8 protein-coding genes are annotated in these 13,772 nt (G+C 55.4%); 3 read left to right on the forward strand and 5 right to left on the reverse strand.

The features are described 5' to 3' along the window. Positions 1-6: 6 nt before the first annotated feature. The 3 genes from FBR45_RS13075 to FBR45_RS13085 form a co-directional block, all read right to left on the reverse strand. Positions 7-966, reverse strand: coding sequence for a D-2-hydroxyacid dehydrogenase (locus tag FBR45_RS13075; protein WP_138502979.1), 960 nt, complete (start codon positions 964-966; stop codon positions 7-9). A gap of 23 nt (positions 967-989) precedes the next feature. Further along, positions 990-2,762 (reverse strand): L-lactate permease, encoded by a 1,773-nt coding sequence (locus tag FBR45_RS13080; protein WP_138502981.1) that lies wholly within the window; start codon positions 2,760-2,762, stop codon positions 990-992. A 74-nt stretch (positions 2,763-2,836) separates the two neighbouring features. Then, positions 2,837-5,002: an alpha-amylase family protein gene (locus FBR45_RS13085; protein ID WP_138502983.1), complete on the reverse strand. Its 2,166-nt coding sequence runs from the start codon at positions 5,000-5,002 to the stop codon at positions 2,837-2,839. A 1,284-nt stretch (positions 5,003-6,286) separates the two neighbouring features. Here FBR45_RS13085 and FBR45_RS13090 point away from each other — a divergent pair. Further along, on the forward strand, positions 6,287-6,760 hold the full coding sequence (locus tag FBR45_RS13090; protein WP_138502985.1) for a hypothetical protein: 474 nt from the start codon (positions 6,287-6,289) through the stop codon (positions 6,758-6,760). A 105-nt stretch (positions 6,761-6,865) separates the two neighbouring features. Here the strand turns inward: FBR45_RS13090 and FBR45_RS13095 are convergent, their stop codons facing one another. Next, positions 6,866-8,089, reverse strand: coding sequence for a DUF4861 family protein (locus FBR45_RS13095; protein ID WP_138502987.1), 1,224 nt, complete (start codon positions 8,087-8,089; stop codon positions 6,866-6,868). Positions 8,090-8,303: 214 nt separating this feature from the next. On the opposite strand from FBR45_RS13095, the gene FBR45_RS13100 reads away from it, so the two are divergent. After that, entirely contained in the window at positions 8,304-9,341 is a 1,038-nt protein-coding gene (locus FBR45_RS13100; protein ID WP_138502989.1) for a LacI family DNA-binding transcriptional regulator, read from the forward strand. A gap of 63 nt (positions 9,342-9,404) precedes the next feature. On the opposite strand, the gene FBR45_RS13105 is transcribed toward FBR45_RS13100, so the two are convergent. After that, complete coding sequence (locus FBR45_RS13105; RefSeq protein ID WP_138502991.1) at positions 9,405-10,421, reverse strand: LacI family DNA-binding transcriptional regulator; 1,017 nt, start codon at positions 10,419-10,421, stop codon at positions 9,405-9,407. Between the two features lie 277 nt (positions 10,422-10,698). Here FBR45_RS13105 and FBR45_RS13110 point away from each other — a divergent pair, with 277 nt between their 5' ends. Then, a complete protein-coding gene (locus FBR45_RS13110) occupies positions 10,699-13,728 on the forward strand; it encodes a SusC/RagA family TonB-linked outer membrane protein (protein WP_138502993.1) in 3,030 nt (1,009 codons plus the stop codon). Positions 13,729-13,772: the final 44 nt, after the last annotated feature.

Genomic DNA, 13,772 nt, shown 5'->3' on the forward strand with positions numbered 1-13,772 from the left:
GCCTGTTCAGGAACGTACCTGGTTAACCGGATTTCCGGTCTGAAAAGCCGCCAGATTATTGACCGCAATCTCCATTAGTCGGGCGCGGGCTTCCTGGGTAGCCCAGGCGATGTGGGGCGTGATGAGACAGTTTTTGGCGCTGAACAGCGGGTTATCGGCCGCGGGTGGTTCGGTCGACAGGACGTCGATACCGGCCCCGGCAATGACACCTTCGTTGAGGGCGTCGGCCAGGTCCTGTTCAACGACGACAGGCCCTCGGGAGGTGTTGAGCAGAAAGGCCGTAGACTTCATGCGGGCCAGGTTCTGGCGGTCGATCAGGCCTTTGGTTTCCGGAACGAGGGGCGTATGAATACTGACTACGTCGGCCTGCTCCAGCAAGTCCGGAATGTCGGCCCATCGAAAATTAGGGCGGTGCGACTGGTCTGTCCGGTGGCGTTTGGAGCCGATAACGGTCATGCCGAAGGCCGTGGCTACATCGGCTACTTTTTCGCCAATGCTTCCGAACCCGATGATACCCATCGTTTTACCGGCCAGTTCGATCAGCGGATAGTCCCAGAACGAGAAATCGGCCGAGCGGGCCCACTTGCCGTCTCGTACCGAATCGCTGTGGCGCTGAACGTGCAGGGTTAGCTCGAGCAGCAGCGCAAAGGTCAGCTGCACCACCGACGCCGTTCCGTAGCCCGGTACGTTGGTCACCACGACCCCCTTTTCGGTGGCGGTCTGTACGTCGACAATATTATAGCCCGTAGCCAGCACGCCAATGTACCGGAGGGCGGGCAGCTGCTTCAGCACGGTTTCGCCCAGGGGCGTTTTGTTGGTTAGGAGAATGTCGGCATCCTGGGCGCGTTCCAGCACCTGATCCGCAGAGGTTCGGTCATATACTGTTACCTCGCCCAGTTTCTCGAGCCCTTCCCAGGACAAATCGCCCGGATTTAATGTATACCCATCGAGTACGACAATCTTCATAGTACGTAGTTGATTTCTCGTTGCTAGTTTTCCGTCGATGCACTGGCCGGGGCCGCTGGTTTGGCCGTCCGCAGAATAACCGATACCAGCCCGGCCAACAGAACCGCCAGGCCGACAAGATACGGGTAGCCATTCGTTGGATTGGGCGGAGTCGGGGTATTTTTTACGTCGGTCAGCTCATAGGTCGGAATAATCCAGCTGATCAGATAGGCCTGCGCCAGGGTGATGAAACAGATGAAGAGCAGCATGAAAAAGCTGTGTTTGACCGTAAATCGGAACAGCTGCGACTCATGACCAACCAGGTTGCCGGCAGCCGCAGCCACGGCGATAGACTGCGGAGAGATCATTTTACCAACAACCCCGCCCGATACGTTAGCCCCCACCGTCACGACCGGATCGACCCCGATCGATTCGGCCGTAGCATACTGGAGTTTACTGAAGAGCGCATTGGCCGAGGTGTCTGAACCGGTGATAAACACGCCCAGCCAGCCCAGCACCGGCGCAAAGAATGGAAACAGAACGCCTGTGCTGGCCAGCACCCGCGCCAGCGTGAGGGTAATGCCCGAATCGTTGAGGATGTACGCAAACCCCAGCACGGCCGCTACCGTCAGGATCGGGAATTTCAGCTGGCTAAGCGTGGCGCCAAAAATCGTTAGTCCCTGCCGGTAGGGTAAGCCAACCAGTGGCAGCGCAATGAGAGCCGCCAGCAGGATAGCCGTACCAGCCGCCGACAGATAATTAAGCTTGAATAGCTTGGGTAGCAGGGCTCCGCTTTCGCTTTGAATGGCATTATGAAGACCCGGAAATTCGAACTGTACCTGACCGGTTGCGTTCAGCACCTCTTTGATCGGCTGAAGTCCCCAGGCAATGATGAGTACGGTCAGTACGATAAACGGCGACCACGCCCGAATGATCTGCCCGCCCGAATAGTGGATGGTTGTGGTCTGAGTGGGGGGCGGTTCGTTGTCGAAGCGCCAGATCGTTTTGGGCTTCCAGAACCGCAGAAATACCATCAGGCTCAGGATAGAACCCAGGCCCGCAATGACGTCGGGCAGGGCCGGCCCCAGGAAGTTGGACGATGCATATTGCAGCAGCGCGAACGATAAGCCGGATACCAGCAGGGCCGGGGTAATTTCGCGGGCTTTCCGCACCCCGGCAATGATGCTTACCAGATAAAACGGCAGGAGCGCCGACAGAATCGGGAGGGTGCGGCCCACCATCTGCGAAATGGGTAACTCCGGGATACCCGACACCTGCGAGGCCACCGTGATGGGAATCCCGATAGACCCAAACGCAACGGGGGCCGTATTGGCAATCAGGCAGATACCCGATGCGTAGAGCGGGTTGAACCCCAGCCCCACCAGCATAGCCGCCGTAATGGCCACGGGCGCCCCGAATCCGGCGGTGCCTTCTAGAAACGAACCGAACGAAAACGCAATTAACAGGGCCTGTAACCGACGGTCGGCGGTAATCGAAGCCATAACGTGTTTGATGATCTCGAACTGGCCGCTGGCTACGGTGATGTTGAACAGAAAAACGGCCATGATTACCAGCCAGCAGATCGGAAACAGCCCGTACAACGCCCCATGGGCAACGGACAGTAACGCCAGTCCGGCCGGCATGCCATATAGGCCGATGGCCAGCAGTAAAGCCAGACCCGTGGCGATGAGGCTGGCCTGATACCCTTTCATCCGGCGAATGATCAGTGCCCAGAAAATGAACAGAATCGGGATGGCTGCGACCAGAACGGACAGAATAATGTTGTTGAACGGATCGGTAACTTGTTTCCAGACCATGGGCAGGCGTTGGTTAAGCGGTAGAAAAACTTCGTTGCGGGTTGTTGAGTCGAAGTGGGTAGCAAGGGGCCTGGCTACACCAGGTCGAGGGCAACGATCTCGTGGTCGAGGATACTGGGTACGGTGACGAGAATCTGGTTGTTTTGGCGGGTGAAGGCCGGTATCTGGCCGCTCATGAGCAGTTTTACGCCCGTCACCGTAGAGCCTGCCGGAACCTGAACAGCTACCTGTGCGGCCACCGGAATCAGTTCGCGAAAGGGGCCTTTCAGCATCATCGGATTGGTCAGGTTAACGAGATGAACGGTCATCGATGTTCGTTGCCGCCATACGTTGATGTCGAGCACGCCCGGTCCGGTTACGGTCACAATGGGCTCTTCGCCGAGCGCCCAGCGAATGACGTTGCCGAGCAGCTGGCCATGATCGGTGTTGAGCAGCTGCCAGAACGATCGATCCAGGTCGCCGGGCAGGTAGGCCACCCGCGACGGGCCAATCTGGCGCAGGTACAGCTCGCGCGTATCGGTTTCGGACACCCGTGGGTAAACGTCTTCCATCGGCAGGTCCGGATAGGTCGGAATGAGGGTTACCGGACTGGGGAAGGGCATCGTTGGGGTGACCTTTACCCGGTGAATGGCATTGATAATCCGGGGCGTATCGGTCAGGCCCTTCAGGATGGCCTGGCTCTGGCGGTCGGCGGGGGTGTGGCGCAGCTGCAGGTAGCTGTTGCGGAGGGGGCCTTCTACCTGACTGGCGTAGGACACACCGAAGAGGCTCGCCAGTCCGAAGTCGGGCCGCTGCTGACCGTCTTCGGTATATAATGAGGTCTCGAAGGTGGCAATCAGGCTACCGCCCGCGTCAACGAAAGCCCGCAGCTGCTGACACTGGGCATCGGACAGCGCTGCCGTGTTGGGCAGGATCAATAGCCTGAATCGCTCCAGATCGCGGGGCGTAAGCAGCTGGTCGTTGACCATATCGAATGGGACGCGGCTCTCGACCAGGGCCTGATACATACCGTCGAGGTGGTCACTGCCTTTCTGCTGCCAGGGTTTGCCGCCGTAATTACGGTCGGTCTGTTCGGAATAGACCACCCCCACGCGTGCCATCGACGCTGTGTTTCGCAGGTAAGACTCGTTTTTATGATAGCCTTCGTACAGGCGGGCTACGGCTTCCATCCAGCGTTTGTCGTAAATATCGCCCCCGAATTTGACGAAGCAGGGGCGCATGCCGTTGGCCGTTCCTTCGGCTACCCAGATACGGATCTCGGCGTCGCTCTGTACCGAGTCTTTCCACCGGAATTCTTCTTCGATGCCGACGCTGAAAATGCCGATGAGCGGTTTCATACCAAGCGTAGCGCGTAATTCCTTGGCGCCTTTGCCATTGGCCCAGGGCGCCATTAAACCGCGCCGGGCCTGCTGATCGGCGAAGAAAAGATCGGCTTCTTTACCGGTCATTACCTTGTCCGGAAACCCATTGGGAATAAAGCGGGAGGCCGGGCGCTGTTTCCGGATTTCCGAGTCCCAGTGCATCCACAGCGCCCGTAGCCGGGTCATACGCCACCCGGCCCACTTCCGGTAGGTTGGTTCGAGCCGGTCGATCTTTGTCGGCAAGGCCAGTCCCGTGGCCTGTTTGAACTGTCGGGTACAATGCTCGCAGTAGCATATGTCATGGCCCGCCCAGCGGTTGGAGAAGATGCCTTCGGGCTGGTACCGCTGCATGATCTCAGTATTGACCCGGGTCATAAACTCGAAGTTGTACGGTCCCAGCGCGCAGGTTACCCACAGGTCGGGGTTAGCCCAGTGCCGACGCTGCTGGCCATCGGCCGTTACGGCAATCCAGTCGGGGTGGGCGTCGTGTACGTCCTGCCGGGCCGCGTGCGGATCGGTCCGGAGCATGATCTTCATACCCTGTTTCTTACAGCCTTCAACCAGGTAGCCGAGCGTGTCGGTATCGCCCAGAAAATCGCTCCGATGATGCAGCGGTATCTGAGTCGGGTAAAATGCGACAACGCCCCCGGCGCTCAGCAAGGCTCCATCGGCATGGATGCGTTTAAAGTAGCGGAGCCAGAAATCCGGATCGTAGTGGCCAGGGTCGCGCTCAACGAAAGCCAGCTGTGCCCACCGCATCGGCCCGTCGAGCCAGAGCGGTTCGGTAAGGGGCGCTCCCGTGGCCAGTACTGACGGCCCCGACAGGGCATAGGCACCACCCAGCAGGCTGGTTGTTCGGATAAACGTTCTTCGTTTCATGCGGGTAGGGGTTGGGCTTCGGCTGATTAGCGAAGCCGAAAAGGTGACAGATTGATAAAGCGAAGAGTCGGGTTGGTTTACCGGTTTTCAGGCAATCGGGTGCGCTCCGTGAAATTTGGTGCCAGCCTCAAAATAGTCAAGCCGATTCTCAGTCGATACCGGATTGATACCATTTATTTATTCGCCTGTTTTCGCGAAAAATCCGTCTATTTTTTAGAAGTACAGTTTTTAGATCGATGAGCAACAGGCTAACCCGCAGGGGCATCAGCCTGATTAAATTGTCTTTAGAGCTTGACTGCGAATGGTCGACTGTATGATATGACTGCTAAAACATCGCGTCATACTCATGGCACCGACAAGGCCGTCGAACCAAAAAACGTACCCAGAAAAGAAGCATAACTATTCACGTACGTCGTTCTCAGTTTTAGTTCGGCAGCGTTGATGGCTGACGTTATCGGTTGGCGAAGAAGTTAGCTTATTAGAAAGGGTCATTCGCCTGACTTCAGACATCTCTACCGTTTTTAACTCAGTTGTGGAATGGTAGAAAAAGTCCTGACCTGATTCATGACTTATGCGTAACCCGGTTGCTAACTGGAAAATAATTAGTTGTTGTTAAGGAAGATTATATTTCAGGAAAACAGGAATTTACAATAAAGTATATTCTTTAGATAGACTTTGTTGTGACGAATTAATTGCGGAAAGATCAGCCAGGTATGTCATACTCCCGACTGGCAGGTGATGGGCGTAGTAGTCGCATCCGCCAGCGAACGTTGTTTTTTTTTGTTTAGAAAGAGCACCTGCTGGCGTAGCAAGGACCGCGTTTTTGAAACCTATGGTGCATTTAATTACCGGAGCAACCTGGTTAGCGTGCTATTTTTTTTGTACATGACCGCATTTCAATTTGTTCGATTGGCCGGTAAATGTCCGGTTCTTTAACCGTGCATAAAGCATCTTTACACAGTTCAATATAAGTAACCGAGTAATCTTGTTTAGGTAGCTTTAGGCAATTATAGTTGTTTAAATTAGGCGAATAAATTGAAAAGTAAAACGGTTTAGTTCGATAAACGGCAGGCGGTAGAAGTCGCATCGTTTAGTTTGTTATTGACGCAATCGCCCCATTTGCTGAAATTAATACACCTGTATAGATTGATACTTTAGAACCGATGTGTAAGAAATAAAGAAAAAAATAAGATTAAAAAATTTTAAGGGTGATTGGATAAGGCTACTTATTAATAATTGATTACGTTTGCACTGATATACTGATAAAACACTAATTCTGTCGCAATGAAAGCAAAATCAATTGAATTTTTCTCTCCTCAGGATAACAGCCAGCCTGCTAAAAAAAGTGTAGCTAAAGCACCTAAGCTGACAGGTTATATTTCGGCAGCGGGCAAGCTTGTATTTCCACACAAGACGGTTGAACAGCTGGGTCTGGATCCGCAGGTAACCCGGTTTAAAATTGGTACTCAGGAAGGAAAGCGTAAGTTGAAATCGCTGTACCTGATTCCGGGTTCGGCGAGTGAGTCCGATGCTTTCGAATTGGTTGAAGGAGCTAAAAGTTATTCTATTCCTCTGGGTGTAATCTTGCAGAAAAAGGGGGTCGATTACGCAAATACAAAGTACAACTTTACCATTCAGCCTTTTGATTATGAAGGAGATGTGACGGGATACGAGCTTGAGTTCGAGCAACCAGGGGCCAAAACCGAGTATACCGGTAAGCCCCGGGGCCGCAAGCCCAAGGTGAGTTCGGACGAATAAACTGTCCTGAATGAACGAGTCCCGGTTTTGTCAGCAATGTTACTGACAAAACCGGGACTCGCTGTTTTATAGCCGCTGGTGCAGACCCAGGTCAGAAAAGCCCGGTTACCGGCCTTTTCGGGGAGCCGAACCACCGCTAGTTTCGGCCGAAATGACCAGCGGCTGGCGCAGTTGGTTGGCGTATGATTGCAGGTAGGCAAACCAGGCGTCTGCCGAAGTAATCTGTCCGGCTTTATCCCAGGCGGCTCCGCTGTAGTAGACGAAGGGTTTGTCCGACGGTACGGCTGTGCCGGCCAGCGCGTGATTGCGCTGCTGACGCATGGTCGCCATCGGTTCGGGAAAAACGCAGCCTATGCCCAGGGTACCGTCGTTCCCGTGTGCGGGCTCCCAGTAGCTCATAATTCCTGAGCTCCTGTCGAAGCGTACCTGGCGCGGCTCTGGCCGGAGGGTAATACCAGCCACGATCGGCAAGGGCTGCGAATGCGTGTGGGCCAGCTGTACCTCGATCCGGCTGAGCTGCGAGCCCGCATCCAGCGAAAACGTTTTGCTGGTGTTGACCGTTATGGGCCCAAACTGATAGGGCGAAAAACGAACCCGGAAGGTAGACCGGAGCGGCCCGTTGTCCAGTACTTGCCAGCTGGTGTAATTGTGGATGTAGTTGATGGAGTCGCCCAGCCATATGCCTACGTCGCCTGCGCCCAGGGTCAGCCCCACCTGATAATAATCGAGACCCTGGCCGTGGTCTTTGTGGTAATCTCCGCTTTTATACCAGTCGTTAATCACCAGCTGGCTGGTTCGTTTGGCCCATACATCGGTGCCGTAGGCGTTGTCGGACCGGCCGTTCAGGGATTTGCCGTAGATCCGGAAGGCGATCCGGTCGTTTTCCCAGGCAAAATCATCGTATCGCTCCGGTACGAAACGGCAGTAGGTTTTTGGGACAACGGGAGCTGGTTGCCCCTTCCGCAAGGTTAGCCGGATGGTTTGTTTGGGCGCTACCGTCAGCTGCACCAGCAGGTTCTGTACGGTTTTCTGACCCCGCCGTTCCAATTGATACGGCACCGGCTCACCCGTCGATGTCTGTAAGACCTGCAACTGGCTGGTATCTACGGCGGGATAGGCTTGCTGCACAACGGACCACGGAATCTCGAGTACAGCCTGGGTCCAGGGGGTGGTACCCGGGTTCGTGATCCGGACCTGCCCCGACGTCGCTGATCGACTGGCCGACTGGGCTGATAGCGGGTTTGGTATAAAGGCCAAACTGCCAGGCAAGACGAAGAGCAGCAGGGCGACCCGCCCCACCCGGTTTATCAGAGAATAGGGTGTTTTCATACTGTTGATACAGTTAATCGGCCAGCCGAAAAACAGGCAGCTAACCACGGGAAATTGCGTACGGGAAGAAAAATTGAGGATGAAAAGTACCAATACGCGTAGTAAAGCAGCAAACCAATGCTTCTTTACCTGAAAAAAGCCTGCTTATCCCCGAGCTGCGTACCTGAATCAGCCGCTTGGAGAGAAAGCACGATTGATTTAGTAGATTACACCCATGAAAACCGCTCCCGTTACGATCAAGGACATTGCCCGCTCGTTGAATATCTCAATTTCAACCGTTTCGCGGGCATTGCGGGGTATGCCGGAAATTCACCCTGATACGCGCTCTGCGGTAATCCGGCTGGCTCAGGAGCTTGATTATCAGCCCAACCAGGTTGCTAAAAACCTGGTCAAGAGCCGAACCCGTACCATTGGCGTGATCATGCCGAACCTGAGCTACCACTACTTTTCGGCCATGCTCAATAGCATCGAAGAAGCCGCGCTGCAGGCGGGGTATAGTGTACTGGTGGCCCAGACCAACGAATCGTACCTGCGCGAAACAACCAATATTCAAAACCTGCTTCGCAGCCAGGTAGAGGGGCTGATCATTTCGTTGTCGCGCGATACTGACAATTACGCCCACGTTGACCGGCTGGTTCGTAAAAACGTGCCTCTCGTGCTTTTCGACCGCTATGCCGATAATATCGACGCGTCGAAAGTCATTGTCGACAACTACGCGGCTTCCTTCAAGGCTACCGAACACCTGATTGAGCAGGGGTGTCGGCGAATCGGGTTTCTGGCTGGCCCGGCGCATCTGCTGCTGAGCAACCAGCGGGTTGATGGCTACCGCGATGCCGCAGCCAAACACGGGGTCGTTGCGGGTGGTCCGTATGTCCTTCACTGCGATTATACCCAGGAGAATACCATCGTGCAGACGCTGGCCATGATGAGCCTGCCCAGTCCGCCTGATGGCGTTGTGACCATCAGCGACCGGGTGGCTTACCCGGCCATATATGCTATGAAACAGAAAGGCTTGTCGATTCCTGACGATGTGGCAATTGTCAGCTTTAATAACGAGCCGGTGTCTGCCTTTTTTTCGCCCACGCTCAGTAGCATCAGCCAGCCCATCCAGGAAATGGCCGCCGAAACCGTTCGATTGCTGCTCCGCCAGATCGAGACGACCGACGCTACCGTGCCGCGCGAGACCAAGATTATGGAAACGCAGTTGGTCGTGCGCGCATCGTCGCTCCGAACCGGCTACGCCCTCAACTAACAATGGGGCCTGCGCTGCCAGCTGCTACTGCCCCGGCTTGCCGAACAGCGCTACTGGCGTAGATCACCCAACGGTCGAACTACGAATGATCAGTTCGGTAGGTAGGATAACCGTTTCGGGCGCGGCTGCTGCTTCGGTAGCCAGTTGCCGGAGCAGCAGCCGCGCCGACTGCTGACCAATCTCGCTGACGGGCTGGGCTACGGTAGTCAAACCGGGTTCTACCAGAGCTGAAGCCGGGTCGTTGCTAAACCCGACGATGGCAATATCATCGGGAACACGCAGCCCCCGGCCTTTTATGACTTTAAGGGCCTCGATGGCGGTAGGGTCGTTCACGGCAAAAAGTGCGTCGGGCGGTTGGGGCAGGTTGAGCAGATGATTTACGTAGATATTGGCCTTCTCGAGGGTTAGATCATAGGAAATGACCAGTTCGGCTTCTTCCGGAATCTGGTAGTGGCGCAGGGCATCGCGGTAGCCATTCAGACGGTGGCGGCTGTTGGGAAGGCTGTCGGGGCCGGCCAGGTGCGCAATCCGGCGTCGGCCGGTCTGAATCAGGTGTTCAACAGCCCGGAAAGCCCCTTCGTAATCGTCGACGGTAACCTTCGACACGCTCATGTCCTCACAAACCCGGTTGAAAAAGACGACCGGGATACCCTTGCGTTGAAAAATCCGGAAGTGGTCAAAATTACGGGTGTCTTTCGTATGCGACACCAGCAGCCCATCGACCCGGCTGGCCATCAGTGCCCGGGCGTTGGTAACTTCCGTTTCGTACGATTCATTGGAATGGCAGATTACCACGTTGTAGCCCGCTTCGGCCAGCACCTCCTGCGCCCCGATGATCACCTTCGGAAAGAAAAAACTCAAAAATTCGGGTACGATGATGCCAATCGTGCGAGTCTGGCTGGTCAGCAGGGAGATAGCCAGCTGGTTCCGCTGGTAGTCGAGCTGTTCGGCCAGGTCGAGCACGCGCTGACGGGTTTTGCTATTTACGTTGGGATGCCCCGTGAGCGCCCGCGAAACCGTCGATTTGGAGATGCCCAGCTGTTGGGCAATGTCGACTATAGTAGGGAGGTGTTGTTGCATAAAATTGTATTTTTCTGATAAAGCGGGTTGTGTGATACTTATATCTGCTTAAACGTACAACTTTTTTTGGGAACATTCCCAACAGCAATTGGGAATGTTCCCAAAAAAATAATCAAAATATTCCTTGACAAAAGCTAGTAATGGGGTGAAATTAGAAGGAGTCGTAGGTAAGGAATGGCCAAACTGCTTCGCAAACGGCTTTTTGTCTAGTCTGTGCAGTCTATAGCTTCTTCAATTTAAAAACAGTAAAAAATTTAACTATTCCTATATTCACCTCATGGAGAAAATAATACGTTTTATGGGCTGTCTGTGGCTGCTGATTGCCTGTACAGTAGCGACCGCCCTGGCGCAGAACCGCTTGGTTAACGGTCAGGTTACCGGGCCCGATGGCATCGCGCTGCCGGGTGTCAACGTGGTTGTGAAAGGAACCCAGCAGGGTACCACTACGAATGCTGATGGTCGTTACTCGTTGTCAGTACCGGGGCCGAACAGCACACTGGCGTTCTCGTACATCGGCTACCAGCCGCAGGACGTACCCATTGGCAACCGCAGCAGCATCGATGTCATCTTACAGACCGACGACCGGTCGCTGAGTGAAGTCGTCGTTGTGGGCTACGGTACGCAGCGGAAAATCGAAACAACGGGGTCTATTGCCTCGGTAAAATCGGCCGACCTGGTACAAACACCCGTGTCGAACGTAGCCCAGGGCCTGCAGGCGCGGGTATCGGGGGTGCAGATCAGCCAGAACTCGGGCGCACCGGGTGGCAACATCAGCGTCAGGATTCGGGGTACCAACTCCATCAACGGCACATCGGAGCCGCTATATATCGTGGATGGGATTCAGATTTCAAATGGAGGAGGAATTACCGACGTAAGCCCGCTGTCGACCATCAACCCGAGCGATATCGAGTCGGTTGAGGTGCTGAAAGACGCGTCGGCAACGGCCATTTACGGCTCACGGGCCGCCAACGGGGTGGTCCTGATCACAACCAAACGGGGTAGGGCCGGCGTAACCCGGGTTACCTACGATGGCTATTACGGTACCCAGCAGGTGGCCAAAACGCTGCCAGTACTGAATGCCGCCGAGTTTGCCCAGCTCGAAAACGAGGTGTTCAAGAACAATTTCTATCCTAACCCCGGCAGTCTCGGCGAGGGGGTAAACTGGCAGAACCTGGTGTTTCAGTCGGCCCCGATTCAGAATCATCAGCTCAGTATCAACGGCGGCTCGGAGAAAACGCAGCTGGCCGTGTCGGGCAACTATTTCTCGCAGGATGGCATCGTCATCAACTCGGGCTTCAGGCGCTACTCCATGCGCGTCAACCTCGACCATCGCATCAGCGAGCGGGTCAAAATGGGCGCCAGTATTCTGGGAAGTTATTCGCAGAGCAAAAACGTCCCTTACGGGGCTACCAGCCTGGGCGATGGCGATGTGGTGACGAGCAGTATTCTGGGGGCGGCTGTTGGGGCTCCGCCAACGCTGCGGGCCTACCGCGACGATGGCAGCATTTTTCCGTTCGGCGAACAGGGTAACGGCCAGTACCGCGAAGTAGCCAACCCGCTGGGTCTGGCCTCGATCACCAACCAGATCGGCATTCGGCGTACGCTGGCCAATTTTTACGGCGAAGCCAGCCTGATCAAGGGGCTAACCTATCGCGCGTCGTTCAACGTAGATCTGCAAAGCAGCCTGCGCGATACGTATTCGCCCCGGTCCATTATTTCCCGAAACGACCTGAACGACAATTCGGGTTCCGGCTCTAAAGTAAACGCAAACAGCACCGTTCTGCTGCACGAAAGTATACTGACCTACGTGGCTACCCTGGCCAGTCAGCACAGCCTGAAGTTTACAGGCGTATTTGCGACCCAGAACAACCTGTCGAACTCGAACACGATCAATGCCACCGGTTTTCCTAACGATGCTACCCGTAACGAAGCCCTGCAGCTGGCGCTGGCCCGAACGGTAAGCAGCGGCCGCAGCAAAGAGCGGCTCGACTCTTACCTGGGGCGGGTCAACTATGGCTATAAGGACAAGTATTTTGTAGACCTGACGGCCCGGGCCGATGGATCGAGCAAGTTTGGCGCCAACCACAAATACGGTTTTTTCCCGGCGGTATCGGCGGCCTGGCGCCTGATCGAAGAACCTTTCCTGAAGAACGTAAGCTGGCTGACCGATCTGAAACTGCGCGCGAGCTGGGGCATCACCGGCAACGCGGGCGGCATCAACCCGTACCAGTCGCTGGCTACCGTGGCCTCGTCGGGCAGCGACTATCAGTTCAACCATGTGTACCTGACCGGTATCAACCCCTCGGGCATTGCCAACCCTGACCTGCGCTGGGAGAAATCGGCTCAGACAAACATTGGGCTGGATGTCAGCCTGTTCAACAACCGACTGAGTCTGGTTGTCGATGTTTACGATAAAAATACCCGCGATCTGTTGTACATAAAGACCCTGCCGCTGTCATCGGGATACGGGAGCATCACGGGTAATTTTGCGGGGCTTCAGAACCGGGGTGTTGAAGTGGCCACCAATGCGCGCATCCTGCAGGGCGCTTTACGCTGGGATGTGTCGGCCAACGCGACCGTGAACCGGAACAAAATACTGGATCTGGATGGCGGCACCACCCGGGAGCGGTTCGTAACCACGTACAGCATTCTGGGCGTCGGACAGCCACTGGGCCTGTTCAAAACCTACGTGTTCGACGGTATCAACCAGACCGGCGAAACCATTCTGCCGGGGTATGACGGGCGTCTGGGTGGTCATAAAGTGAAAGACCTGAATGGCGACGGCACCATTACGGCCGCTGATCAGACCATCACGGGTAACCCCAACCCATCGTTTATCTTCGGGTTCTCTACCAACCTGGCCTACCGGAACTTCGACCTGGGTGCGTTTCTGTCTGGTACGCAGGGCAACGATATTTTCAACCAGGCCCGCTTTGCCTTCGAGACTCCGCTGGGGCAGCGAAACCTGCTGAAAGGCGTGGCCAACCGCTGGTCGCCCACGAACCCGAACAACGAGTTTGCCAGTGCGGCCCAGGGCAGCCGTCTGCCCGTGAGTGATCGGTTCGTAGAAGACGGTTCGTACATACGCTGCAAGAATATTACGCTCGGCTACACCCTGCCCAGGGTGAAAGGAATCGAACGCATCCGGATTTATGGCAGCGCCAATAACCTCTTTACCCTGACGAGTTATACTGGCTTCGATCCGGAGGTAAACACCTACGCGGGCAGCAATACCGTCATCGGTGTCGACAATCTGGTCTACCCACCGGCCCGTTCCTTCCTCGGCGGTCTGCAGGTCACATTCTAATTAGAGACTGAGCCATTGAGCGAACGTCGCCCGATGGCTGAGCT

Source organism: Spirosoma lacussanchae (genome assembly GCF_005870035.1).
GTDB lineage: Bacteria > Bacteroidota > Bacteroidia > Cytophagales > Spirosomataceae > Spirosoma > Spirosoma lacussanchae.

Bases quoted from the DNA above. Each gene is read 5' to 3' on its own strand.
- FBR45_RS13085 (WP_138502983.1), bottom strand. From the start codon at position 5,002: ATGAAACGAAGAACGTTTATCCGAACAACCAGCCTGCTGGGTGGTGCC.
- FBR45_RS13105 (WP_138502991.1), bottom strand. From the start codon at position 10,421: ATGCAACAACACCTCCCTACTATAGTCGACATTGCCCAACAGCTGGGC.
- FBR45_RS13090 (WP_138502985.1), top strand. From the start codon at position 6,287: ATGAAAGCAAAATCAATTGAATTTTTCTCTCCTCAGGATAACAGCCAG.
- FBR45_RS13080 (WP_138502981.1), bottom strand. From the start codon at position 2,762: ATGGTCTGGAAACAAGTTACCGATCCGTTCAACAACATTATTCTGTCC.
- FBR45_RS13110 (WP_138502993.1), top strand. From the start codon at position 10,699: ATGGAGAAAATAATACGTTTTATGGGCTGTCTGTGGCTGCTGATTGCC.
- FBR45_RS13095 (WP_138502987.1), bottom strand. From the start codon at position 8,089: ATGAAAACACCCTATTCTCTGATAAACCGGGTGGGGCGGGTCGCCCTG.
- FBR45_RS13075 (WP_138502979.1), bottom strand. From the start codon at position 966: ATGAAGATTGTCGTACTCGATGGGTATACATTAAATCCGGGCGATTTG.
- FBR45_RS13100 (WP_138502989.1), top strand. From the start codon at position 8,304: ATGAAAACCGCTCCCGTTACGATCAAGGACATTGCCCGCTCGTTGAAT.